This window comes from Haloarcula sp. H-hyl6, assembly GCF_056934455.1.
This window is the reverse complement of record NZ_JBRIIK010000004.1, coordinates 61604-87298: the sequence shown is the minus strand read 5'-3', so window position 1 is coordinate 87298 and position 25695 is coordinate 61604. Positions and strand designations below refer to the sequence as shown.

Genomic DNA, 25695 nt, shown 5'->3' with positions numbered 1-25695 from the left:
GAAGAGACAGAATGGTTTGGTATCGGAATTCCGTCTCCTCACGCGTGTTACGGTCGCTAAGGCTAAATCAGTTGTCGAGAGCCCGGACAAACCTGCCGACTCCGAAGGGGGTGGCGGGTTCGCCAAATGGGCGATGCTCACGCTGCATGCACTCCGGATCGAGCTGGGCAAATCCTACCGCGTCGCGGTGGATTTGCTCAGCGAGATGCCCGGTGTCCTCGAAGAGATCGGCCTCACGCGGTTGCCACACTACACCGTCCTCCGCACGTGGTTTGCGCGGATTCCAACCAAGACGTGGCGTGCGTTTCTCGGCGCGTCAGCCGAGAAACGCACTGGCCATGTCGCCATCGACTCGACCGGCTTCGACCGCGATCAACCCAGACGCCACTACGTCAACCGCACGCACTACCGCGTCCGGGCGCTGAAAGTCACGGCTCTCGTGGATGTCGAAACGCTGTACATCACCGACATCCACTCGACCACCTCGAAGAAACCGAAGATCGGCCCGCAGGTCGCCCGGCGAAACGCCGGCGACCTGCGGAGCCTCGCTGCCGACCGTGGATACGACGCGAAAGCCTTCCGCGACGAACTCGCGAAAACGGCATCAGACCGCTGATCAAGCACAGAATCATGAACCCGCTCGATTACGCCCACAACGCCCGCATGGACAGTGATCGGTACAACCGGCGCTCAATGAACGAGACCGTCTTCTCATCAATCAAGCGCACGCTCGGCGCTGCCGTGCGTGCGCGTAGCTGGTGGCTGGAGTTCCGTGAGATGCTGCTGAAAGCGACCGTCTACAACCTTCGCCGCAGCGTGAGATATCCGTGAAATCAACCGCAGTGTGCCGAAACTACAGAGCCGCTGATTCTATGCGTAGCATCGTCATACGCGATCTGTATTCATTGCGTGCCTCGGTTGTCGGAGTAATCTAGGGACAGAGAAAGAGGAGTACGAGTGTCAGACCCGGGGTAACGGTCCGAACGGAATATGCGGATGCTCTAGCTACCTAACTCTCTTGTGCATCAGACAGGATTTCTTGCATATCGCTACCGTATGTATCAAGAGCCTCGTCGATCGGCACATCACGTGCCATCACCGCATTGTTAAGTTCTGCAAGCTTATACGACGTTAGCAGTGTGCCCATGTGAGGGTTTGCTCGCTCTGCTTCGTAGGCACTCACGACCCCGTGCTGTGTCGCTTCCTGCGTATGGGACGCGATGTCCTCATCAGTCCAGTGATTCCCGACCGAATTGATCTTCTTCTGCCACGAATCGGACTCCCTGTGTCCGGGGAACGGTGGTAGGGCCTGGAAGGGTCCGTCGGCCCAACACAGTCCGGTCGCGTAGTACGGGTTGTTGAGCATGAACTTTACGAACCGTTTACCCAGTTCGGGATTTTTCGAGTTCTTGAAGACGATGTACGGTTCGACGTTGGTACGACCGTCACGTGTTCTCCCTTCCGGCATTCCACCGGCTCCGTGGACGGCTTTGGCGAAGGAACTGGCTTGCTCGTGGTGGCCAACGTGGTTCTTGGGACGGGAACCGGAGTAGAACGTCGATGCAGAGAGGCCGAACGAGATGCTGTGGAGTTGATCATTCCAAGTCGCACCTGTCGCGTCGGGTGAATACTGTTGCGCCTCTTTCAGGAACTCCAGCACTTCAACCATCCGCTCGCGGTTATCTCCTTTATCGAACGCGATCTCGAATTTGTCGCCGGTCCACTGGGCGATCTGGACTTCGTTCGTTCGCATCCAAGAGACCAACGTACCCTGCCCTGCCTCAGTGTTGCCCCCTGGAATATAGGTGCCGTGAAGGCCATCAACGTTTTCCTCTACCGCTTTCGAATATTCGAGGTACTTATCCCACGTGTCCGGGTGGAAGTCACTGCTGAGTCCCGCCTGCTCAAGGACGTCTTGGCGGAACCACATATTCGCGACTTCGACGTTCCACGGCGGCAGCCACTCTTCTCCGTCCGTTCGATACCGTGCGAAGTCTGCGGGCTCTCCCCATCGATCCGTTAGTTCCTCCATCAACTCCGTCATCGGTGCAAGCTGACCTGATTGTACCAAGCTCCCGGCGTATGACACCTGGCTGTTTGCTACTTCCGGAGGATTCCCAGCTTGCAGTTTCTGAACTATCCGTTTCCATCGGCTACCACCTGAGCCGGCATACTCAATATTCAGTGTAGCACCGGTTTCCTTCTTGAACTCCTGCTTGGCCTCATCAAGTAGTGTCTTCACCTGCTCATTGGTGTCTCCCTTGATGAAGAGCATTTCCTGGCCTTTGAACGGTTTCGTTTGCGTAGTACCGGTAGAACCACCGTTTTCACCGCCTGATCCGTCACCGGACCCACCACCATTTCCGTTACCACCCGAGCATCCGGCTAAACCAGCTGCAACTGTACTACCCATTATTTTCAACGCGTTTCGGCGGCTCTTATATCGGGAATTACCCGTACCAGTCGTTTCGTCTGTCATGGTACATCGTGTCATTCCCACCAACCCCATTTATAATTTTCCATGATTTAACTAATATTTTGGGACAGGCGCTATTCACCCCGTCGAATCAAGCCCATTTCAGCATGTCTGAGTTTCTCTCGAGATAACAGGGGATGAATCGCTATCTAATCACTCTCAAATACTGAAAATTAAATCGTGTTCCGGATTCGAGAAGGCCAATAATCGCCAAGACTATATTGACCACCCGAACGTTCTAATCAAGCGACAGTGAGTACTCTTGAAAAAGACTCTGTCAGAGCAGACGGTTCTCAAGATCCCCAGCGACATCCATTGTCGTTGCGTTACCTCCAAGGTCCGGGGTGCGGGGTGCGTTTGCGTCCGCAAATTGTTCCGATACTCCGTCCCAGAGTGCGTTTGCGATTTCGGCTTCTCCAAGATGTTCGAACATCAGGGACATCGATAGCACCATTCCAATTGGGTTCGCGATCCCGTCTCCCATGATATCGAACGCGCTTCCATGAACCGGCTCGAACATCGACGGATACTCTCTGTCGGGATTAATGTTCGTCGAGGGGGCGATTCCAAGGCTCCCGGAGATTATCCCGCCGATATCGGTAAGAATGTCGCCGAAGAGGTTCGATGCGACAACGACGTCGAACTCGTTGGGACGACGCACGAAGTCCATGCTAGCCGCGTCGACGAGCAGGCGCTCTACTGTCACCTCGGGATACTCTTTGCTGACTTCTGTGACAACCTCGTCCCAGAAGACCATTCCATATGCCTGTGCATTCGATTTCGTGACGTTCGTAACTTTACCACGGCGCTCTGTCGCCGCTTCGAAAGCAGCCCGAACGATTGCTTCTGTGCCCTCACGGGTGTAGACCGCCGACTGGACGGCAACTTCATTCTGGAAACCCTGGTGTTCGCGTCCTCCAACGTCAGCGTACTCGCCCTCGGTGTTCTGGCGGTAAACGACTAAATCGATGTCCCCCCCAGAGTACCCGCAAAGCGGACTCTCAACACCTTCAAAAAGGTAGGAAGGTCGCTTGCAGATGTGTTGATTGAACCCTTTCGTAATCGGCAAACGAAGGTTTCGCAACGTGACGTGGTCAGGAACTTCTGGATGACCAACGGCACCGAGCAGGATCGAGTCGAAGCTCTCGAGCGTGTCGAGACCATCGTCGGGCATGAGTGATCCCTCGTCTAGATAACGTTCACTCCCCCAATCGAACTCAGTCGTTCGGATATCTACTCCATGGGCATCTGCCAGGTGGATCATCAACGATTCTGTCGCGTCTACGACTTCGTTTCCGATACCATCGCCTGGAATCACTGCAACATCATACGACATTACCCCTGTTTTTTTCCTACCGTCATAAATATTTTATGGACCGTTGGAAGAGAGAGTTACTCGAGACGAAAGATAGAGCGGATAAGAGAATGTCTCGATGCGCATGCTTGACAGCAGTCACCATAGTGGTGTTTGTAACCGTTAGAGGGCCTGACTCGGCCGCTACCTTTCAGCATCGCATATTATGTTCCATAATACAGGACAGTCGGGATCGTATATAACAGATTTAGTTTCACTGTATGACTGATGGAATGTAGCTACGTTTCGCGAATTAGATTGTTGGTTGTAGAGGTGGAGAAATAAGACAGTGTTGTGAGCAAGGGGTGACGCGGCAGCTTAATCCAAACAGAATATTCTCCGTTTGAGTTGCTTAGCGACGAACGCCACGAACCTGTACCAGTGGGTTCGCTGGCATGATGGTCTCTGCCTGCCCTAAGTCTGTAATCAAACACGGTAGCTATCGGACATATCAGGAGTACTCCTGTTAGGGCCACGGCCGCACCACCACTCGAAGATGACGAGAATTACCAGAGAGAAGCAGTCATTCACCGTGAGGAAGTTATACGAGTGGATATTCTCATATGAACACCTTCGAGGGTCACACATCGCGTCGCAGCGGTTGCTCTTGCGGTATCAAGGATCTTTAAAAAATCAAGCTTGCGCTAATCTGAGAATATTTCAGCTTTGTCGCTGATGTTATGCAGCCATGTCGAAAAGCTGTCTGAGAGCGGGTCAAACCATCTTCTATCACACTAATGGCGCGCTTCTGAAGAGCGTTACTGCCTAGCAATTCCACCATCATGGGTGACAATTAATTAAGATTCCTCATTGCGGGATGACCACTAATCTGCTTACACTAATTTAGAATAATAGACGTGCTCCTATTATTAGAGGGAGTCTTGTTCTTGAGTGTGGAAGTTCAGTTCTGAAAAGTGGTTTTCTCGATACCCGACTCAAGCATATTTCATATTCAGCTCGACTTCGTTTACAACTCCCAGAAGTTTGTCTGGTAGTTCTTGTTGATAAAGCTCATTTTTGAACCGATTCAGTGGACCAGAGATCCCGATTGCGCCCAGAGGTTGACCGTTCGGCTTAACGACTGGAACGGATACAGATCGCAATCCGTCAATGTACTCCTGGTCGTTGTAGCTGACACCTGTCTCTCGTATTTCTTGAAGTTCATCAAAGAATGCTCCCTCGTCAGTGATGGTATTGTCAGTGATTTCTGGCAATCCGCGGCGTTCAATAATATTTGATATTTCCTCATCCGTCATTTCAGCAAGAATCGCTTTTCCCCCTGAGGTAGCATGAATCGGCATTTGTTTTCCGAGTTGTGTATTGGTCTGAACAGCGTGATCTCCGGTTTCACGGTGGATATAGACCATGTAATCATGCTCCTCAATCATGAACTGCGCTCGTTCCCCAGTCTCCGTAGCGAGATCTTTGATTCGTGGCTCGATATTAGCATATACTTTTTCACGATTGTGTACAGCGGTACCAACATAAAGAAATTGAGAGCCAACATAGTATATATCTCCAGCTTTCGTAACGTATTCCAAGTGTTCGAGTGTCTTGAGATGCCGATGGATCGTACTTTTTGGCAAATCCAGCGAAGTTTCCAATTCAGATATTCTTGCGCCGTTGCTCTCCCGCAACTCTTCAACGATTCTAAATAGTTTCTTCGTCGAATTCATCGGTATTCCATCGCTCATATCAACCGTTTTTCCCCCATCAAGTATAAAGTTTCGTATTGCGGGACGCGGACTGTTAAGAGGTATCATGGCAAGTGATACCTTATATTATACAATCAAAGGAATAACTGTTTGATAATCTCAAATGTCGAGATATAATGATTATACTTTGCCGGTGTCCGATTATTATTTGTTAAATATAGAACATTCGTTTACTACCTTCTGAAGTCAGTTCCGTTCTATTATTCAGTATCTTATATTGCTATAGGACTGAGGCTATTTTCAAAGATTTGATTCAGAAGAGATTTTCCAGCGAGACCCACGGTCAGAGTTAGAATTTGTAGTGAATTTCGAGAATGGATCCAACAAAATAATCGTATCATTAGTACTTGCAGATTCACTCAAATCAGCTCTTGCAAATTAACTCAACCAGGCCGTTTCACGAGTCCTTCTGTGGATTACCAACTACGATTATCCGAAGATCGTTTACATTGGTTCCAGTCGGACCCGTCCGGAGGAGTGCCTGAGACGCATCAAGGGTAGAATAAACATCGTTGTTATGTAACGCGTGTTGAGCAGAAACTCTGTCATCAACCGTGTCAGCATCAATAAGTGCACCAGCAGCATCGACATTACCGTCAATTCCATCCGTGTCAACACAGCTGACGACAGTTGCGGGAAGATTAAGTTCAAGTGCTGCACTCAACGCGAATTCTTGATTTGGCCCTCCATTACCATCGCCTTCGACAGTGACAGTGGTTTCGCCGCCGGAAATCAAAACAGCAGGTGGACTGACTGGATTTCCAGTAGCGACGATTTCCTCTGCGATGCCGACATGGGCTTTCGCCGCTTCGCTGGCCTCACCACGAATGTGTGAGGAAAGAATTACAGATTCATATCCTTCTTTCTGAGCAACATCCTTTGCGGCTGAGAGGGCTGTGAAATTATCTGCCAATACGTGGACGCTTACGTTGGTAAATGTATCACACTTCTCGTCAGGAGTTTCCTGAATCTTGCCGTTACTCCCCCGTAGTAGGTGGTCGTGTACAGCCGCGGAACTCTCGATGTCATACCGCTCAAGCACCTCCAAGGCATCGTCGTATGTTGTATTGTCTGGTGAGATGGGGCCACTGGCAACGGCACTAAGATCGTTACCAGTCACGTCGCTAAAAATAAGACCGGCAACATCTGCTGGTGAGGAGACGTCTGCAAGGTTTCCGCCTTTAATTTCAGATAGATGTTTTCGGACAGTATTGATTTCTGTTATCGTAGCACCAGCCCGTAGTAATTTCTCAGTTATTGTCTGCAGATCAGAAAGTCCGAGGGATTCGGCAGGTGCTGGTAGCAGTGCGCTTCCACCCCCAGTGACGATAGCTATGACAAGGTCGTCTTCGGTTGCGGTTGATGCTAATCGTAGTATTCGTCTGGTCCCATCTACTGCAGCCTCGCTAGGAATTGGATGATTCCCTTCGATACAGTCTACCGTTGATAAGGGAACTGGATCGTCGGTGACTACAACACCGTTATCAATTCGATTTCCTAAATATTCTTCGAGCGTGGCCGCTACTTGACCAGCCGCGTTTCCCCCTCCAAGAATGAAGACGCGATCGTAATCCTCAATGTTGTATTCTGCCCCATCGATTAGGACTGTCTCTCCATCAAGCGTGATTGTCTTTTCGATGACTGACCTCGGATGAGTGGCACTGATACCGGCACTCAAGCACTCAAGAGCGAGTTCATGTTCGGGACTCTTTGCGAGAGCTTCTTTATTCTCAAACATCAGAAGTAGATCTCTCCCAAGAAATCAAAAGTGTATTGGAGTGTTATTGTAGTTCCCGCCCCAAGCCCGAAACAACTTCGTGTGGACTCTACTGGGTTCCTATAGATATAACCCGGTCCAAAGAATATATGACTGCAATCTCGTACCAATATTACAGAACTACGTTCCGGGCGGGAATCACTACTCGGAAATTAAGTCTCAACAATCAACGCTCTCGTGTTATCAAACCCGCCCGGATTATCCGTCACCCAGTCGCAGTTGCGAGGGACATTACGACTCCCGTACTACAGCGAGGTTGCGGGAATGTCGATGTCAGCAGGGCTGCAGAGAATTAGAAGTGGCGTACAAATTCGCGACGTTGTCGATCATCGGCCAGAACATCCCGCTGGTGCTGGCTGTCGAACCAGTCCGGGAGAGTTCTGCATGGGATGAGAACCCACCGAATCAGATCCATCGAGTTGTTCGGCGACTCGTGACACGAGCGAAAGACCACGTGCCGATCGAGACCGTGCTGTGTGACCGCGAGTTCGATTCCATGCGCGTCTTTCAGACGCTGTCGAACCTCGACGTGAACTACCTCATTCCAAAGCGCATCACCAGCTCCGAACGCGAGGTGATAGAGCAGGTGGAAGCAGACGATCAGGAAGTTGCTGTTGAATCGGCGTCCGTCAACGTAGAGACTGGCTCACACCCGATGCGGTTTCTGTACGTCCCGTCGACGAGCGGAGAGGGGACAACCGTCTTCGCGACGAATCTCCGAGTCGGGCCGGATGAGGCCGAAACCTTCTGTCGGCGCTACAGCCGGCGTTGGCAGATCGAGAACGAGTACAAATCCATCAAGGGTGATTTCTTGGCGAAGACCTCCTCGAAGGATTACCGTGTTCGCCTCTTCTACTTCGTGTTCGCGGTGTTGCTCTACAATATCTGGCGGTTGACCGACTTCCTGTTGAAAGCTGGCGTCAGCGGACAGATGGAGTATGCGCCCGTACTGACTGCTGGTGAGTGTGTCGAACTGGTGTGTCTGAGGTCGGCTAGGTCGTCAAATAATCGGTAAGATGGGCCTTTCTTCTGCGCTCGGAGCTATCGTAGCAAACGGCTGAGGACTGGCTAAGGCCTATCACTTCAGAACAAATCTGAGATTGAGTGAAACGGGAGGGTGAGAGATAGTGCCGCCGCTCACGAATCAGCAGTCACAGAGTGGCTCTGGGTTAGTCGGGCGGGTCGAGTCCGTAGTATTTCTTCGCCACTGTGAGGAACTGATTCGCGTCAACACGCGGTTTGTACGCACTATTCTCGCCTTCGATAGCGAGCTTCACCAGTAAGTCAACCAACCGCCACACGTTGTACAGCACGCACGCGAACGCGAAGTTGAAGAAGCGATAGTTTCGCTCCTTCGAGGTCGTCCGCACCATAAAGTGCTTGAGCTTCTTGAAACCGTTCTCGATACCCCAGCGATGCCGATAACGACGTACCATCCGCTCGACCATGTGGATGAACGCTTTTCCATCCATCTGCTGGCCGTCGGCGTCTTGTGCTGTCACATACGGGTGGTTCGTCTCGAACACGACGATGCCGGGGTCTTCCCTCGCTTTCTCATCCTTGGTAGTCGCTCGGAGCTTGCGAGTTTCTTCTTCACGACGGATGTCCGCGAGGAGCCGAGCAAACGGGGATTCCGTTCCCTCATCCAAATCGTCGTTCTCGAAACCCCACTCGTCAAGCATCTCCTGACGCACATCTGAAACCTCCTCTTCCTCGGTCTCTGCTTCGTTCTCCTCCGAAACATCCTCGTCTGAGCCGGTTCGCTTTGGGAGGTAAATCTGCTTCCGAGAGGGCACTCCGTCTGGCGTGTCCTCCTCAGTGACGTGGAAGTATTCGTCGTTGCGGAGCATCCAGTCGATAGTGGCCGCCTCGTCACTCCCGTTAAAGATGCGCGTCGGATTGAGGTAGTGGACGGCATGAGTCTCACAGGTGTCCTTGACGCCTGCGCTGTCGAACTCCCGGTCCATCATTACGAGGTCGAGGTCGTCCACCATGTCTGTCGCGTGCGTCAGTAACTCGTCTACGATTTCATCTTTTGACTGCCCTCTTACGCGAGGAATGGCGTCAAGGACGAGTGGGATGTCGAAGCCGACGAGTTTGATGACCGCCCACTGGTAGTACGGTTTTCCATCCGAATACCCGAGAATCTCGTCCTCGTAGCCATCGAGGTCGCCCGTGAATTCGAAGCCTTTGGTCACGTCGATGGCCGCCCAGAGCTTGCCGACGAGTTCGGAGTTGTGCCGGGCACGGGCGATGAGCATCCGGGTCGTGTTCCGAAGCATCGAGCGGATTTCTTCGACGCTGAGCTTGCCTAGCTGGTAGCGGTGAGTTGAGCCGGTCGGCGTCTCATCGTAGGTGCGAGACGTATCGTGTATAAACGAACGATGGCCGCCGCGAGCGTACATATCCTCGCGCATCCCCATGTACGTATGCTGTTCCCAGAAGGCGTTCTCGTGAATCTGCCAGTTCTGGCCGCGCTTGAGACCGAAGCAGTCGGTCACGAACGGTTTCGCCTGTCTCCAGACCTCCTCGGTCTTCTCTGCGATGAGGCGAATTTCTGACCGCTCGCTGGTCGCGTCCGTCTCTTCGGGCTGGAATACAGCATCGGGAGCGGGGATGCCGTTATCCCGAGCGAGGCTGACCAACTCTTTGGCGACCAAGCGGCAGTAGTCTTTGGTGGTGTCTGGGAAGGACTCATGCCACAGTTCCCAGAGACGGGGCTGGTTTGGCGGGGTCGGGCGAATCCCCCCAAAATCAGTACGCTTGAAAAAGCCATATTCCGTGGCCATAAGCGGATTCTCCTCGAAGTAACGAGCGAGACGTGTCTCTTTCCAACCCATCGCCTCGCGGAGGATATGTGCTTTCAGCCACGGCGCAAGGCGTGTGTAGTTACGGTGCCACGTCGCCCGACTGTCTGGAACTTCACCGTCGAGGTAGAGGTCTCCGATGAGGTCGTGGATGCTCGGGTCGTCGCTCGCTGTCCGCATGTACCGCAGGCCGACCCGGAAGGGATGAGCATCCTCATCAACTGTGAGGTGCGAATCCCAACGGATGTCGTACTGCGGCTCAGAATATGCTATTGCCACTATCGAACGCTACGAAAAATGGTTTATATAACTGCTCGTATCTTGGAGCGACGAGCTTGGCGGGCCTGACTTCAGGTTATTATGCGGCGTTTCGTTCCTTTTGAGCCATATAGACCAAGAGGCCGAGTATTCCAAGAAAACCATATCCAATCCCACGAATCCTCGCGGATGGGAGTCCGCGTTTCTTTGCGTCCTGATATACGTAGTAGCCGACTGTGGGCCAGAAGATGAGCAAGTACAATCCGACTCGGAGGAGCAAGCCGTTGTATGCGGTGAGCCAATCCATACGTACAATTAGAGCGTAAAGTCACATATCCTTATCGACTAACACGTTCTCACGCCATCCAACCGATTATTCTTGACGTGCCCGACTTCAGGTGTGTTCGGCGTTGATTCCGGCCGACTAACCCCGGTAGAAATCGCTCGGCTAGCCGTTTGGGAGTGGTAACACTCTCGTAGAGAGGAGTTATCCGGGATTTTCCTGACAATCATCAAAGAATATCTGCAAATCGTTCCAACATTCTCGGCTGTCTGAGGGTATTTCGTCATACTGAGGTCGTAATTCACCAATTTATTTCCCATCCTCCGAAACTCTGCAACTACTCCTCGCAGGAATATGATATAGCGATATGCAGTTTATGAAAATTGGCGCCTTCACTGAGTCTATTTTCGGTGTTCACACAGACTCTCCGGGTCTGTGTGTCCCCAAAATATATACGTAAACTGTGAGAAACGCGCTACCACTAGAACATGCCGGACTTAGAATCGATACCACACACAGCGAGGCTTCTTCTCCCCGTTCTCAAGAGTGAACAGCAAACGCGCTGGAGGAACACTCAATGAGTGACACAACGGCATCAGCGACCGACCACGACTGGGAAGATGTCGACGACGTCTCCTGGACGCTCCTCGATCGAGCGGAACTCGTCGACGCGTACTGGGCTGTCGTCGCCCCGGTGATGGAAGCAGATGGACTCGACCCTGAACAGGAGAAGCCGACACATAGCTGGCTTCGCGACCACGATCTCCGCCCACTCCTGTACGCACTGCGGGAGTACCACAACCGCACGTTCACAGAGTTCTGGCGTGAAGATCTCGGACTGGATGTCGAGGAATCAGGCTACGAGTGGGCGACAGATCATGATCGAACTATCGAAGCGCTCGAATCGTTTCTCACTTCGCGCCGAGAACGGAAGGGACTCGCTGATTCATCGATTGATACGCTCCACTATCGCCTAAACCGCTACATCCAGTCCTACCGAAACGAAAACGAGTCCGACAACCTCGTGACGCCGGTCGCTCGCGACAGCGATACACCTCCCTACGAGGCGGTTGATGCATGCTGGGCGGCATTTGACCGCCTTCACGCAGAGCTCGACGGCGGGCAGACCAAACGCAGGATCCACCTCGCGGTCTCGAACTGGTACGCCCATCTGGTCCGGCGGAAATGGGCCGCCGTCAATCCCGCTGATGGCCTCGACGACGAGTTCGACTGGTCAAACGGGGGCGATGACGACGCCGACACACCGTGTCTCACCACCGAACACGTTCGTTTGCTCTACCAGACGGCGACCGATCAGGAAGAGCGCCTCCTCATCCTCGCGCTGTGTGCGTGGGGACTCCGTCCGAACGAGGTCGCCAGTCTCCGTGCACGTCAATTCGCTCTCGACGTTTCTGACGATGAGGTTCCGTACATCGACTTCGAAGAGCGAAAGAACGGCCCTGGAGAGGTCTCACTGCTCTATGGGCAGGACGTGCTCGAGGATCGTCTCGCTGCATTTGCTGATCACGACAAGTGGGACGGCTACCTCTTTCCGTCACCTCAGGGATCTGGTGGCCCAATCTCTCGTTGGACGGTCTGGAACAGGTTTACGCAGCTCGCCGACCGTGCGGGTCTGCCCGACGAAATCGACGGTGTGTCGCCAGCACCGAAGATGGGGCGACGATTCTGGTACGACGCCTATTCCGCCTCGCTTGACGTCGTCCTCAGTAGTCTCGATGAGATCGCGACCGAACAGGGTAGTGCCAGTGCTGACGTCGTCCTACAGAACTATCTCTCGGATTCGCGGGCCCGGAAGCTCCGACGAGAGTATATGCGTGACCGCCTGGCTGCTGCTTTTGATCCAAATAAGTAACTAGCGCGGGTACTGCAATGTCTCGGATCCACCACACGCAGAGAGTCCAAGAATGTGACTCTTTGGTGACATCCTCCTCGCCGTAAACGGCGAGGCTTCCCGTCCCGCAGGTGGGATATTTGCTGGTCTACGACACGACGTGTTCTCTCGTGCGAAACGTCCCGCTCTCGCGGTCGAACAACTGTGTCGATGGCTGTGCCACACAGCCGTTACTCCTATCCTCGCCGTGAGGACTCGGAGTTATCTTCTGACGCATATTCTCCGCCCCGTTGCAATCCGCATTCCCAACCAACTCGCACGACGAACACACGTAGAGGCCACGCTCGACACGATTATCTCTCGTGTCGTCACCACACCGTGAGCAGGTCTTCGAGGTATTCCACTCGTTTTCTTTCAGCACCTCGACGCCACGTATCTCGCCCTTGTATTCGAGGTACTGGTAGATGCGGTCGAACGCCCACGAGTGCAACTTCTTGTTGCCTGTCTTCCCCCAGTCAGACTCTCGCACATTCTCAGGCCAACTCACCGCGAGCGTGCCAACACCACGTTCGACACACTCTGAGATGATGGTGTCCGTAAGAACGTGGTGGAAGTGGGTTTCACGGTCTGCAAGTTTCCTGCGTGCCCACGTTGACTTCTCCGAGGGGCCGTTCTCGCCTTCCGTGACGTACTCGGCTCGCGTGAAGTAGTGCTTGTCCTGTTTCAATGAGTTGCCGGGATACAAGACGTATTCGTCGGGGAACGCGACCGTGACGAGGTTCTTGATGCCGAGGTCGATTCCTGCCACTTCGTCGCCTGCTGAGTCGTTGGTTTCGAGTTCGACTTTGCAGACGAAGTGCAGTTCCCACTCATCATCGTTCCAGACCGCACGAACGTTCTGCACCGAGCTGACTTCTGAGAGGTCAACGTCGGGGCGGGTCTGGTATTCACAGAGGATGAAGTCCGACCAGTTTTCTTTGAGGTTTGAGCCCTTCGAGAGTCGGACGCGGTCGTGGTCGGAATCGTGTTTGAACCCGTCTGCTTTGAACGTGACTGTACTTTTCGGGCGGGTGTCGCCGTGTTTGCGGTAGCCGGGCGGATTTGCCTTGTTATCTTTCTGTCGCAGGTCGAACCATGACTGGAAAGCATCGGAAAGTTCTTCGATGACTTTCTGACTGGATTGTGCATTCAAGTCTTTCCAGCACTCTTGGTTTTTCATGTACGATTTCAGCACGCCCTCGTCTGGGATTTCGCCGATTGTGTTCCAGATTCGGTCGGCTGTCCATCGTGCGACGTTCCAGATTTTGGAGGCGGAATCTCCGAGCGAGTTGAGGCCATCACAGACCTGTTGGTGGTTCTGGATGGAGCCAATGTAGGTGCGTGTGACCTCAATCGCCATACATAGCCTATGTAGATAAATTTACTTAATACTGTGGATTCGTGTTGAATATCTGGCCTGCCATCGACGGTAGATTGTGGAGAGGGTGTCGGATTCACTCCCGCCGTAAACGGCGGGATTCTTTCCTCGTAGGAAGATAGTCATCGAGTGATGGTGCTGCGAGCGGCTCTTCTTTCTCGATGACATCACGAATCGTGAGGGGCGCTGGCCGGTCGATTGGCCCTCGTAGCGAATGGATCTCGTCTGTCTCGTTGCGATCCATCATCAGTTAGACGGGAACACCATCGTCCGTTGTTCGTTTGTCACCGTCGACAAACCGCTCGGCGTTCGCAATCGATAGTGCAGCGTTCGCGAATGCGAGATTTCGACGTGTCGTTTGCCAGTTCTGGAGGGTTTCAGCGTTGATATCGAATCGTTCGGAGTCGGTCTCGGAAAGTGTTTGATTTGTCTGCTCGATCGTCACTTCCTCGGGTGAGTCGACGCCGTATTCCGCCCGGTAGTCGTTGAGCCGGTCACGCATCTCCGCGATGCGTGTGACGAGCTCATCGGTTGAGACGTGTTCGAGGATGTCTGCGGCCTGCTCAACGACGAGCGACTCCGGGGACCGCTGATAGTTCGTCCCACCGTGTTCCCCCGTTGTGGTAACGACGAATCCCTCGTCGGCGAGTGCATTCAGATGTTTCCGTGCCGTCTTCGGGGAAGTCCGTGCGTCTTCAGCGACAGCATCAGCTGACACGGGCGAGTATCTATGGGCGATAACGTGACGAACGCGCTCGTAGGGTGTTGTCTCCGACTCCCACTCGTCGCTGATCTCTTTGTTAATGTCCTCAAATTCGTCTGGCGGGATTTTGTCGGTCATACCTTCACCAAGGGTTGTAGTAATATAGTTCTTTGGTGAAGTAGTATTCTACTTCAGAGTTTGTAGCGCGCCGGTCGGAGCGTTTGAAGGTAGCCAATCAAACATAGAAGCGTATCCCACTCCCAGTAACGGCTACCTGGAATGGCCAACAGTCCACCACACCGAGACTGTGGGACATCCTGCGCCCGAAAGGTGTTTTTGCATAATCGCAAGACAGCAGCCGATTTCAACTCCTATAAACCACTTGCAGCTATATCGAAATCATATAGACTTTCGTTCCACAGTTTTGGAGGATAGGCCAGTTTCGGTAAACACGCTGAAGGCGTGTGCTCAGCTCTTCATCCCGTAGCCCCAGCGCTGAAGCACCGCCGCCGGCGACGATCCTTCGGCACCAGCGACGAGCATTGCCTCTACGACGTCGGTCTTGTAGACGGACTCATCGAACTTCGACTCAACCTCATCGAGTGTTTCCTCGATAAGTGTCTCAGTGGAGTCCTGCAGAAACATCGGTTGCTGCGTACGTCCCTCCTTGACACTGTCACGCCGATATTTATAGGGGAGTTCCGAGATTGTACTGTCATCCTGTTGTGGTTCAGGCTTGCTAGCTTTTTCTACCGATGCGTCGGAGGGTAGTGTGGTGCCAGCAGCGGATTCCGTGTCGTCGCCTTCGTTGACTGGCTCGTCGTCGGCCGAGTCATCTGCAAACGGGTCGTCGCCGGTGCCGGATTTCATGCTGTGGCCTCCACAGTAGTGTGCAGTTCTTTAGCGAGTCGCTGGAGTTTCTCCAGCGTCTCTAATTCATAATCACGTTCCCGGTCGCGATGCTCTTGGATATAGGTAAAGGCCGAACATTGCTGACGCCAACAGCCTTCGAATAGCGATCCTCGCTCATTCAAAACCACTGGCACGTCATAGCCCTTGCTCCGGATTTGGTCAAGCATATCGCGCTGGTCATTCGTTCCCGAGAAGTTGTTCGGGACGATCGAGAGGACGCCGACATTGATGCCGAGGTTCTCCTCAAGACCGGGTACCAGATCTTCGAGTCCGTCGACACTCTTGAATCCCTTCCCGCTGGGTTCGAAGGGGACGACAAGCGACCGTGTAGCATGAATCGCGTTATAGAGCTTAACGTCCGCCGTCGCTGGCGGGTCGATAATGAGTGTATCGTAGCGATCTTGGATATCGTGTTCACGGAGGACACGCAGAAGCTGGACGTTTCGGTTCCAGTTCTCACCGAAGTCGTTGGCTTCCTCCTCTCTACGCTGGAGGTGTTTGCCCAGCATCGAGAGGCTATTGTGAGCGGGGATCACGTCAACGCCTTCACTGGACTTGATTAGATCGTCAAAATCGCCACGCGGGCGCTCGACGAGGTGTCGAACGAGGGAGTCGGCTGAGCTGTCGTCACGGTCGTCGTCGACGTCAAGCAGGTACGAGAGCGAGGCTTCCTGCGGGTCAAGGTCGATAACAAGAACGTCTCGGCCATCACGGGCATCGGCGACGGCGAGATTCGCTGCCAGTGTTGATTTGCCGACGCCGCCGGCTTCGGAATACGTCGTAAATGCCAGCATACTCGTACCGTTACATCGACGCACTATAAAACTCAGTCAGACAATTTAGCGAGAGAGTATAGCTATACAGTATAGCTGACTTGATTGGCTGAATTGGCAGACTAAAGTGTACAGTCGGGTCAAAGAGTTGCGCCACCCCGCTACAAGAGTGTGCTGAGTGAGTTGTCTGCGTAGGTTAATTGGGTTGAGTAGCGCCACCGATCAAGTTGATTCGTCGGTTGGCGTAGGATCGCTCGGACATCACTAACCAACAACCATCGGATATTCCCTACTGTGAGTTAGCCACTTTCAATTCTGGAACCGACCGCATTGCAGCCGCACAGTTATTCGATATAGCTATACGATATAGCTGACTTTCCTTACAACATCATCGGAGTACTGCCTGATGATTGATGATGGTGTCAAGGGAGTACTCTTCTCCTGATCCTTGACCCCGAGGCGGTTCACACAAGAGCGGAAATCATATCGCACACGGAGGGTTTGGCTTGACGCAGTCGGCGAATTCACTTCGCACACGGGGTATGTGGTCCCCGGGATGACGGCAGTTTCGCCCTGTTCGACGAGAGTGACTGGCACTTGAACTGCCGTCCTCTCTTACTGCCAATAGAGTCGCAGCGTTTTTGTTTATCTCTTTGATAGTGATCGTGACTTTCGGCGGTACGTCGTCCGTGAGGCCATTAGTCTGCTCTTCAATATCTCCGTTCAATTTCTCCTCATATATTCAGGCAATAATTTAATTTAGAGATTTACATATAAATAGATTACAGTACTCTTTTTCCATCTACTGTGCTTAGACACCTACTCCATCACTGGGTAGTTTCCATTTAATGCCTAAAATCAGACTTTATCATCTAACCTCTCTTTATTAGATAGTGAATATAGATTTTAGAATACATTTCGTGTTAGATTGGGATTTGGAATTCATAAAGTTCGATATTGGAGTATAGGCTCATATTTGGAATCCTGAGAATACCTGGCCTACGGACTCACGCAAGTGACAACGAGAGTCTGCTGTACGAAGCCTGCCTCGAATTCGTTCGGAGTACAACAGAACCATCCGCCTCACCAAGTAACTATACAAAGATCTGAAATAGAAGCCGGAATAATCATTAGAGCTGATCAGAGTTGACTCAAGCAATTATTTGAGATCATTTTCCGGAATGCTATTGAGCATAGTGAGGGCAGTGTCACGGTCCATGTTGGTGCATTATCCGACCAAATGGGCATCAATATTGCTGATGATGGGCCTAGTATTCTGGAAGAAGAGCATAGTACAGTGTTTAACCTCGGTATTCGAACGTAGATTTTGGTACAGGGTTGGGAATAAGAATTGTCAGTGAGATTGTTGATGGACATGGATAGGATATCACGATAGTGGAGAGTGACCAAGGTGGTGCGCAGTTTAAGATTCGTGGTGTGGCCGTGGAAGCAGAGTTGAATCCATCCCACGCTTAGGACTGTTGGGTCCTGATACAGCACTAGTATTGTCTCGATAATCGCCACGGGCTCCAATCCAAGCTTGTGGCCAGTTTCGCCCGTAAGCAGTCACAGAGATGCCATGCCTCCACCTATTTTCCATTTTGCCCACGACAAAACCGTGACCTTCTTTCTGGCATCTGTGTGGAGTCCGCACGAATACTTTGATTACCGATTACAGAGAAACTGAGTCCATGGAAGGTGATGATTCTGACCCACCCTCAAACACTCGAAATACGAGGGCAGTAAACGATTTATTACAGTCAATCTCCGTGGCTAAAATGCACCTATCTGTAGTGAACGATATGCTAGATGAGGGATTTTCTGAGCCCTTACCGCGTGAGTTGGCGAATTCATACAGAGCACGGCACCACCTCATTTGGAGTCTCTATAGTCAAATCCAAGACTTGGAGATTTTTATCGAAGAGTGTAAACAACATAATGTGTTCGACCAAGACAGTATCACTCCCGAAATGGTCGCTAACGAGTGGATGCGCAGCCCAGAACAAGCAAGGCGTCAGTTTTTGACTGAGACCAATCGCTAGCTGTTTCTTTATGGTGTGGATAGGGAGAATTGATAGAGAATCTCTCGAATTCAGTGTATCCCATGGAAAATTTTTAGTATTGGCTTGTTCTATCATCAGGTGGCCGTTGCACTATAGTGCCGGCTATTGATTACCCACCCCAATCAATTGCCGCTGGTTGATGCACTGACCCCGCATCAACCATCTGCAAAAAAACATTACTGACCTGCGACAGGCTCCCTGCCTGTCCACTTCCCGCCTACATTATTCGACCAATCAAAATAGTACATTTCGGAACTTTGAGGTACGTAGGTCTCTCGCACTTATGTATGACGACGCGGCAACGGGAGCGATTTATTCACGGCCAATTGGCATGGATGCTGTCCTCCATTGTCGTGTTAGCACTCCTTGACGCGCTCTCGCTCGAGCTGTTTTTTGTGTTGTCACTCATTGGCTTCCTGGTGGCTGTCGAGATGACAGCACCAATTACTGTCTCTCCACGCTGGCGGAAACGTCTCAAATGGATTATCGCGCTCGGTCTCGTTGGCTTCACGTACATTGTCATTAAGCGTATCCTGGAGATACTTCCGAAAGGAGTGATTTGATGGGTACATCAGATGCGGCTGTCAACTCGTGGTCTGACCTCGTCTCGCCTAGGATGATACTTGTTTGCTATCTGACCGCTGTTATACTTGCGGTCATCTTTGCTGCAAGCACATCAACGATCGCGTTCAGTGCCTATAATTCACAATGGGACGGTGCAGACGATATACGAGCCCTTAGCGAAGATATTGGTACGGAAGTCACAGTCGCTGTGAATACAAGCTATTATGATCGGTCTCCCCCCGAAGAGACTATTGCGCTTGTTCTGTCCCCGGAAACAGGATATACTCAGTCAGAGCGGATGCGTGTTGCAGAATTTGTCCGTGATGGGGGGACACTGATCGTTGCTGAGGATTACAAATCACATACGAACCCCCTCTTGCGTAGCGTCGGTGCAAGTGCTCGAGTTAATGGGACACCACTCTATGATACACGAAATTACTACCGAACAAGTGCGTTTCCCAAAACCAAACCCACACAGCGACATCCTGCAGCCGACAATGTGACAACAGTCGTGTTCAATCATGGCACAGCAGTTGATCCAGGAAACAGCACGATTATCCTTCGTAGCTCTGCCTATTCATATTTGGATACAACCGATGACAACGAACTCAACCACAACGAAACTCTCCAGCGCTATCCTGTAGGCACAGTTGAAGAGGTTGGCAAAGGTCGTGTTTTTGTTCTGGGCGATCCGAGCTTATTTATCAATGCGATGTTAGAGCGTGGCGATAACGCCCAGTTCGTTTCTAACCTTCTTGCTGAGCATGAACGGCTACTGCTTGACTACTCACACAGCGACAGTATTCCCCTTTTGTCTCGAATAACCCTTACCCTGAATCACTCTCCGCAACTTCTCACTGTGATCGGGGGTGCTTTAATTGTCATTTTTGCTCTTCTTGATCGCCGTGTTGATATCGCTCTCAGAGACTGGTGGCAGGAACGGCAGTTACCACACTCGGCCCACGACCAGTTGGCAACAGAAAATGGAATCCGGCGGTATCTTCAAAAGGAACACCCAGACTGGGATCCAGAACGGTTGCAGCGGGTAACACAAGGGATTATGAAGCGTCGGTGGGATACTAGTGACGATGACTGATCCGGCGGATCTATATGAGTCGCTTCAGACAGAGGTGGAGACTGTATTGGTCGGCAACGAAGACACATTAAAACACCTCACAATTGCGTTGCTGACTGATGGTCATGTTCTCCTGGAGGGTGTTCCGGGTGTCGCAAAGACAACGATTGCGACGTTATTCAGCAAGGCTTCGGGACTTGGCCATTCTCGTATTCAAATGACACCGGACCTGCTGCCAGCAGACATTACTGGCACAACGGTCTATCGTGAATCGACTGGTGAGTTTGAAACGCAGAAAGGGCCAATATTTGTGAATCTCGTAATTGCTGACGAAATTAATCGAGCACCACCAAAGACCCAGAGTGCTTTGCTGGAGGCAATGCAGGAGCGGCAAGTCTCAATCGAAGGCTCGACGCTCCAGCTACCAGATCCGTTCATGGTTGTCGCAACAATGAACCCGATTGAGATGGAGGGGACGTTCGCTCTGCCGGAAGCCCAACGAGATCGCTTCCAGATGAAACTTCTTACTGAAATTCCGGACAATGAGGAAGAGCGAGCGATATTAGATCGCTTTGATCAGAGCCCAGACTTAGGTGCTGATAATATTTCGCAGACGATCTCCAAGTCAGAAATTCAGGAGGCTCGCCAAGCAGTAATTAAGACTCATATCGCGGATCGTGTCAAAGACTATATTGTGAATCTCGTGACGGCAACTAGAGACCATCCGGATGTGGGTCATGGCGCTTCTCCACGTGCCGCCATTGCTCTCCAGAATACTGCGAAAGGTCACGCGCAAATCGCTGGCCGCGACTATGTGATTCCAGACGATATCAAAAGCATGGTTGAACCAGTTCTCCGTCACCGTCTTATTCTAAATACCGATGCTGAGATCAGCGATATTGAACCAGTCGATATTATAGATGACGTCTGTCAGCAGGTATCAACTCCATCAACACAGGTTGAAACGACGGAAACATCTCCAGCGGTCAGTGATGGCGGGGTCCCTGATACGGATAGCTAGTCCAAGGCAGTGAAAAGACGAATCAATCCCAGCGTAGGGTGATCAAAGAGTCAGCTCGCTCGTTGCCGTCTTTGACAGCAACTGTGACAGGAGTGCTTAGACCAGCAGCCATTCCTGTTCCAAGAAATGAGGCAATCGGATGATCAATGGACGTTACTTCGCTGTGAGAGGGGTTGATTATTCCAACAGTCACCTGGTTACGTGAGTCATCCAGTTCGAGTCGCGTTCGGTCAGCGAGCTCAAATTGGTCAGTAAGTGCTTCTGTTAGTTGTAAGGCAATCTCATCTGGTTTTTCGGCGAGTGGCTGACGTTGACTTTGCTTGAACTCGCGATACAGCCGACCGCCAGTTGGTGGTAATGAAACCCCATATTCTGCTTCGCTTGCACCCGTTACAAACAGGCTGCGTAATTCATCAGTCTCTGGTATCTCATAGGCAACGTGCTGAGGAATGAACAGCCTGACTGGTGTAGCAGCTATCTCTGGTGTTGGTATATAGACATACTCTTCCTGTAAGTCTAATTCAGTAATAAGCCCAGACGTCAAGTCGGAATAGGCACCGTAGACACTCTCGCTGACCTGAGCCGAAACGAAGGTTTCAGGTGTTAAGTAGTACGTCGCAAGTCCAGTAAAAAGGCCAGTTCCACCTAATGCGACGAAGATCGTCTGTAGTGACGGGAATATTGCTGCCCCCATGAGCGAAATAGCCCCAATAAGTCCAAACCCGAGTGCCGCTCGACGATAGGTAGTTTGTTTCGCTAGAGCATACGACTTCCGCAACCGTTGGTTCTCTTCTCGAAGGATATCAATCTCGGCAGCTAAGACTTCGGTTTCTAATTGGTCTGTTTCAGTTGCTTGTTCCTGTTTATCCAGCGTCTTCTTTGAGTTACTCATTGGTACCAACCTCGGTGGATGACGCGTCAGGTGTAATTATCCTAAGGCGGACAAGCAGATATCGGTGAAGCAGATAACAGCTTACTCCGAATATCACACCGAACCAGACCGCACCCAGCCAGAGTGCTACATCGAGCGCGGTAACTGTATACCAAAATGCCCCTCCCAAGCCAATGGCAAGTGCGACCGTGACACCTCTCCCCACTTGTCTGTCGGCAAATGCTGTTTTCATCGCTAGTGACAGTAGAAAACCGCCTTCAACCAATGCAACGAACGGGATTGACATTGGTTCAACCGCAATGATGAGGAATTGACCGAAGCTGATAGCCAGTGCTGGAACAGTGAAGAGGTAGAGTAGCACCATTCCCCCAGCACCGATGTCGGTCCACAAAGGGCCCGCCATTGCAAGTATGATTGCTGCTACTGCTATTCCAGAGTCTCCGATAATATGTGCCGGTGGCCGTTGGGCCGACAACTTGGAAATAAAATTGAGGTCTCTACTCATACGGTGCCTCCAGATATCTGCTTTGTTCGCTTTTCTGAGAGAACGGCGGAGAGTCGGTCTGAAGGCGCGACTTCGTACGCAGTCACGTTCGGAATCATTGTAAGATCCTGCCGGAATTCTTCAAATTCCCGATAACGATTATACGCCGTTTCAAGATTACTCAGCCCATCTGGTTCAAACAGTACAGTTGGAGTAATGAAGATGATGATATCTAAACCAGCATGACGGGCAGTGGCCACAGTTGATTTGAGCTCGTGGGGATGCGTATCGTCAGTTAGAATCACGACTGTGCCAGACTCTGTGGCCTCACCCAATACTGCACGTAATCCAGTATACAGCTGTTGCTTCGTTGCTGATTTCGTTGGCCTCACCGAACGATACGAACTCAGTATCGATTTGAAAGCGTTTTCTGATACCTTGTCCCAGTCTGCGGTTGCCTGTGCGATCGTTTCCCTCTGCTGATTGAGGATATCCTCTTGAGTATTTGTTGTAGAAGGTTCAAGATCAGCAAGTTGGTGATAAACCAGTTCATATGTTCTAGGAGATGCAACAGGCTCAATCTGATTAGTAACACCACTATCATTTACACTGACAAAACCGAGGGGATCAGTCGCTGAAGAGGCTGTAGCTCTAAAAGCGGAGGCAATGCTTTTCGTATAATCGAGCTTTGTATCACCGGCCACGCCATCGGCCATTGAAGAGCGGTGATCAACCATTAGTAATAGCCGATGGTTTGTTTCGCCTTCGTAAGTTCGAACGTGGGGCTCATTGAGACGAGCTGTAGCCTTCCAATCAATCTGATTGGCTGCATCACCAGCGATGTATTTCCGAATCTCCTCAGGAACTAATCCACCTTCACGACCCCGGGCACGGTGTTCTCCGAAGCCTATCGACAAGCGGTCTCCACCTTGTCCGACATGGATGGGGTTCGGTTCATTCGGTTCAACCACTACTTCTACTGGTGAGCCGGCAGAGAATTTTTGTGTAAATAGCCCGGACGGGTCTTCAACTTGAATGGCCGGCGGACTGAATTCATGCTGACCGACGGTTTGCCAGACGAGTGAGGATGTCGTACTGGCTTCCGTCTCTTGTGGCGCCAGAGTCAACTCAGGGCCTGACTCACTCACATCGACTCCAAGTGGTATTATTGCGCTAACGGTCACTGAAACCGGCAACGGTTCTGGAAGTGAGGCAGAGAGCAAATATGATGCTTCTGACTCTAAGCGGACAGTAGTTCGAGAAAGCGCCTGTTCAACGGATAGCTGTTCCCGTAATTTTGTAACGCACCGAATAAATGCCAGCTGGGCCGCGAGCAACCACGCGCTCAGACCTATCGCCCCCACAACCAAGAGTGGTTCTGTCAGCACCACTCCTGTAACTCCAAGACACAGCCCCACCAACGAGAACAGCCAGAACCGTCGTGTCACCTCCATTATTAACATCCAGCGGATACAGGTAGTTGAATATACCGACAACATCCGACACCTCTGTGTCTGAGGGGAGATACAGATATAAAGCTATTTTACCCCTTTCACCTGAAGTATGTAATGCCGCTGACGCGGCGGACAGCGGTACTCACTGGCGATCACTGCAGCACCACGCTGCGTCCCAGTAACCATTCCCCTACCCCTTGCCAAATCTCACCCCTCACCCCAATCCGCCGTCTTCTGAAAAAGTGTGAATGTCAAAAACATTTATTAGCTGTCAAAATAGGTGATATACAAGCGAAGAAGATTATAGTATGTCCTCGCACTCGAAGGCTTTATTGAATTCACTACCAGCAGTAGTTGATAAGAGCATCACAGAAATTGATCTGAATTCATATATTGGTGAGGCACCAACCCTCCTTCTATTCTATCCTAGTAACTTCGGACCTAGAGTGGCCCACTCTATTTCGACACTCGAGGCGTGTAGCAGGCTCGCTGAAAGCATCGAGCCAGCGGCCCATGTATTTGGAATCTCAACTGAATCAGCATTGAGTCAGAAAAAATTTGCAATTAATTCATCGCTACAAATTTCCCTAATAAGCGATTTATCCGGCCACTTAGTACAGAGCTTTGATGTGGTTGGTCAGTCTTTTAGCGGGCAACAAATTCCACAGCTTTCCCTCTTTGTGATTAACTGCCAAGGGAACGTTATCTTCAGTTGGAGAGCGGACTGTCCGACAGACGAGCCACCACTGGATAAAGTTGAGGCGGTAATTACAGATATCTCCTCAGAAATTGCTGCAGCAGGGCAGTACCGAGTTGCTCACGCTCACTATGCAGAAGGACGTCGACATCTCTCGTGCGGACTCAGTGACTCTGAGAATCAAAACTGGGTTAGGGCCGCTACAGAGTTTACTGACGCCTCCACAGAATTTGAGGAGGCTACAGATATTTTCATAAAGTGTCAATCTGCAAATGGAGGCCGTGTCCACCAACTTGCTAATCGAGGTCGATTACGAGCGACAAAATTCTGGGAAGCGTCAGAATGGCTTGCTGGGTTTGCAACGGCAGCAAAAAATAATTGTGACGAGAGAAGACAGGTAACGAAACAAGAGGCTCATCAAGCTTTACTAGAAGCCAAAGATTTAGCACCGATTCTGGATCCGGACGAAGAATTTTAGCTGAAAGTAGGCGCTAAGCTCCCTTCCTCAGCGAGCGCCGACCGAAGGGAAGGCGCCAAGCAGGAACTACTCACCGTTTTAACAGACAGCAAGGAGTCGGTGAGGTCTTTGTATCCCGAGGCGGAAATCTACAGGCGGAGCAGGCCGAGTGCCTCGGGGCTGACCCCGAGGCGGTTCACGAACTAATTGAGAATGCCGTCAAACACTCCAATGCAGAGGTCCCCGCTGTCGAGATTGGCGTAGCGGCCAACGATACGACGATTCACATAACGGACCCGGAATACCAGAACACGAGCGACGTGTCATCCAAGATCGGACAGAAGACCCACTCACCCACAGTTCCGGCTTGGGTCTGTGGATTTCGAACTGGCTGATTACGTACGTTGGTGGAAATATCGAATTCCTAGATAGTGATAACGGAGCGACAGTTTCTCTGACGATTCCATACATGTCCTGACCCGTAACCCAGTCTTGAGGTGTTCTTTCAGTGTGTTTGATATCGACCAACAGTGTCGTCTTCAATTGGTAGGTTGTGCGGTTCGTTCTCTTCGTGAAGCAGGAGAATCATTTCCCACTTGAAACCCTCAATGGGTGCCTGGCCGTCGAAGCCTTGCTGATTATCGGATGCTACCGGTACGCC

18 protein-coding genes and 4 pseudogenes are annotated in these 25695 nt (G+C 51.5%); 9 read left to right on the top strand and 13 right to left on the bottom strand.

Annotated features, from left to right (window positions below; all coding sequences use genetic code 11):
• The first annotated feature begins 16 nt into the window (after positions 1 to 16).
• Positions 17 to 831 (top strand): annotated as a pseudogene (locus Hhyl6_RS21110) (IS5 family transposase).
• 178 nt (positions 832 to 1009) lie between these two features.
• Here Hhyl6_RS21110 and Hhyl6_RS21105 read toward each other — a convergent pair.
• The 4 genes from Hhyl6_RS21105 to Hhyl6_RS21090 form a co-directional block, all read right to left on the bottom strand.
• A complete protein-coding gene (locus tag Hhyl6_RS21105) occupies positions 1010 to 2479 on the bottom strand; it encodes an ABC transporter substrate-binding protein (protein WP_483741224.1) in 1470 nt (489 codons plus the stop codon).
• Between the two features lie 274 nt (positions 2480 to 2753).
• Entirely contained in the window at positions 2754 to 3812 is a 1059-nt protein-coding gene (locus Hhyl6_RS21100; protein WP_483741223.1) for an isocitrate/isopropylmalate dehydrogenase family protein, read from the bottom strand.
• Between the two features lie 953 nt (positions 3813 to 4765).
• On the bottom strand, positions 4766 to 5524 hold the full coding sequence (locus tag Hhyl6_RS21095; RefSeq protein WP_483741222.1) for an IclR family transcriptional regulator: 759 nt from the start codon (positions 5522 to 5524) through the stop codon (positions 4766 to 4768).
• A gap of 418 nt (positions 5525 to 5942) precedes the next feature.
• Entirely contained in the window at positions 5943 to 7283 is a 1341-nt protein-coding gene (locus tag Hhyl6_RS21090) for a glycerate kinase type-2 family protein (RefSeq protein WP_483741221.1), read from the bottom strand.
• A gap of 242 nt (positions 7284 to 7525) precedes the next feature.
• Between Hhyl6_RS21090 and Hhyl6_RS21085 the strand changes: the two are divergent.
• A pseudogene (locus Hhyl6_RS21085) lies at positions 7526 to 8337 on the top strand (transposase); the annotation flags it as partial.
• A 154-nt stretch (positions 8338 to 8491) separates the two neighbouring features.
• On the opposite strand, the gene Hhyl6_RS21080 reads toward Hhyl6_RS21085, so the two are convergent.
• Together Hhyl6_RS21080 and Hhyl6_RS21075 are read right to left on the bottom strand one after the other, a co-directional pair.
• Positions 8492 to 10309, bottom strand: a complete 1818-nt coding sequence (locus tag Hhyl6_RS21080; protein ID WP_483741462.1) for a transposase — start codon at positions 10307 to 10309, stop codon at positions 8492 to 8494.
• A 178-nt stretch (positions 10310 to 10487) separates the two neighbouring features.
• Positions 10488 to 10694, bottom strand: coding sequence for a hypothetical protein (locus Hhyl6_RS21075; protein ID WP_483741220.1), 207 nt, complete (start codon positions 10692 to 10694; stop codon positions 10488 to 10490).
• A gap of 553 nt (positions 10695 to 11247) precedes the next feature.
• On the opposite strand from Hhyl6_RS21075, the gene Hhyl6_RS21070 reads away from it, so the two are divergent.
• A complete protein-coding gene (locus Hhyl6_RS21070; protein WP_483741219.1) occupies positions 11248 to 12543 on the top strand; it encodes a tyrosine-type recombinase/integrase in 1296 nt (431 codons plus the stop codon).
• A 127-nt stretch (positions 12544 to 12670) separates the two neighbouring features.
• Here Hhyl6_RS21070 and Hhyl6_RS21065 read toward each other — a convergent pair whose 3' ends face one another.
• The 4 genes from Hhyl6_RS21065 to Hhyl6_RS21050 form a co-directional block, all read right to left on the bottom strand.
• Positions 12671 to 13921, bottom strand: coding sequence for an RNA-guided endonuclease InsQ/TnpB family protein (locus Hhyl6_RS21065; RefSeq protein WP_483741218.1), 1251 nt, complete (start codon positions 13919 to 13921; stop codon positions 12671 to 12673).
• Positions 13922 to 14189: 268 nt separating this feature from the next.
• Positions 14190 to 14780: a DUF7342 family protein gene (locus Hhyl6_RS21060; RefSeq protein WP_483741217.1), complete on the bottom strand. Its 591-nt coding sequence runs from the start codon at positions 14778 to 14780 to the stop codon at positions 14190 to 14192.
• A gap of 330 nt (positions 14781 to 15110) precedes the next feature.
• The gene (locus Hhyl6_RS21055; RefSeq protein WP_483741216.1) at positions 15111 to 15512 is read right to left on the bottom strand and encodes a DUF7970 domain-containing protein; all 402 of its coding nucleotides are present in this window, start codon (positions 15510 to 15512) and stop codon (positions 15111 to 15113) included.
• Complete coding sequence (locus tag Hhyl6_RS21050) at positions 15509 to 16348, bottom strand: ParA family protein (RefSeq protein ID WP_483741215.1); 840 nt, start codon at positions 16346 to 16348, stop codon at positions 15509 to 15511. Before Hhyl6_RS21050 ends, Hhyl6_RS21055 begins: the two co-directional genes overlap by 4 nt.
• Before the next feature lie 1141 nt (positions 16349 to 17489).
• Here Hhyl6_RS21050 and Hhyl6_RS21045 point away from each other — a divergent pair.
• The 4 genes and pseudogenes from Hhyl6_RS21045 to Hhyl6_RS21030 form a co-directional block, all read left to right on the top strand.
• Positions 17490 to 17651: pseudogene (locus Hhyl6_RS21045) on the top strand (ATP-binding protein); the annotation flags it as partial.
• A gap of 1026 nt (positions 17652 to 18677) precedes the next feature.
• Positions 18678 to 18953, top strand: a complete 276-nt coding sequence (locus Hhyl6_RS21040) for a DUF8044 family membrane protein (RefSeq protein ID WP_483741214.1) — start codon at positions 18678 to 18680, stop codon at positions 18951 to 18953.
• Positions 18953 to 20050: a DUF4350 domain-containing protein gene (locus Hhyl6_RS21035; RefSeq protein WP_483741213.1), complete on the top strand. Its 1098-nt coding sequence runs from the start codon at positions 18953 to 18955 to the stop codon at positions 20048 to 20050. The genes Hhyl6_RS21040 and Hhyl6_RS21035 overlap by 1 nt, the downstream gene beginning before the upstream one ends.
• Positions 20043 to 21050, top strand: coding sequence for an AAA family ATPase (locus Hhyl6_RS21030; RefSeq protein ID WP_483741212.1), 1008 nt, complete (start codon positions 20043 to 20045; stop codon positions 21048 to 21050). Before Hhyl6_RS21035 ends, Hhyl6_RS21030 begins: the two co-directional genes overlap by 8 nt.
• Before the next feature lie 22 nt (positions 21051 to 21072).
• Here the strand turns inward: Hhyl6_RS21030 and Hhyl6_RS21025 are convergent, their stop codons facing one another.
• Genes Hhyl6_RS21025 through Hhyl6_RS21015 form a run of 3 tightly spaced genes read right to left on the bottom strand, consistent with a single transcriptional unit; the run spans position 21073 to position 23880 of the window.
• Entirely contained in the window at positions 21073 to 21942 is an 870-nt protein-coding gene (locus tag Hhyl6_RS21025) for a DUF7982 domain-containing protein (RefSeq protein ID WP_483741211.1), read from the bottom strand.
• A complete protein-coding gene (locus tag Hhyl6_RS21020) occupies positions 21935 to 22447 on the bottom strand; it encodes a DUF8163 family membrane protein (protein ID WP_483741210.1) in 513 nt (170 codons plus the stop codon). The genes Hhyl6_RS21025 and Hhyl6_RS21020 overlap by 8 nt, the downstream gene beginning before the upstream one ends.
• Entirely contained in the window at positions 22444 to 23880 is a 1437-nt protein-coding gene (locus Hhyl6_RS21015; protein WP_483741209.1) for a DUF58 domain-containing protein, read from the bottom strand. Before Hhyl6_RS21015 ends, Hhyl6_RS21020 begins: the two co-directional genes overlap by 4 nt.
• A 308-nt stretch (positions 23881 to 24188) precedes the next feature.
• Between Hhyl6_RS21015 and Hhyl6_RS21010 the strand changes: the two genes are divergently transcribed.
• A complete protein-coding gene (locus Hhyl6_RS21010; RefSeq protein ID WP_483741208.1) occupies positions 24189 to 25055 on the top strand; it encodes a redoxin domain-containing protein in 867 nt (288 codons plus the stop codon).
• 274 nt (positions 25056 to 25329) lie between these two features.
• A pseudogene (locus tag Hhyl6_RS21005) lies at positions 25330 to 25512 on the top strand (PAS domain S-box protein); the annotation flags it as partial.
• Positions 25513 to 25695: the final 183 nt, after the last annotated feature.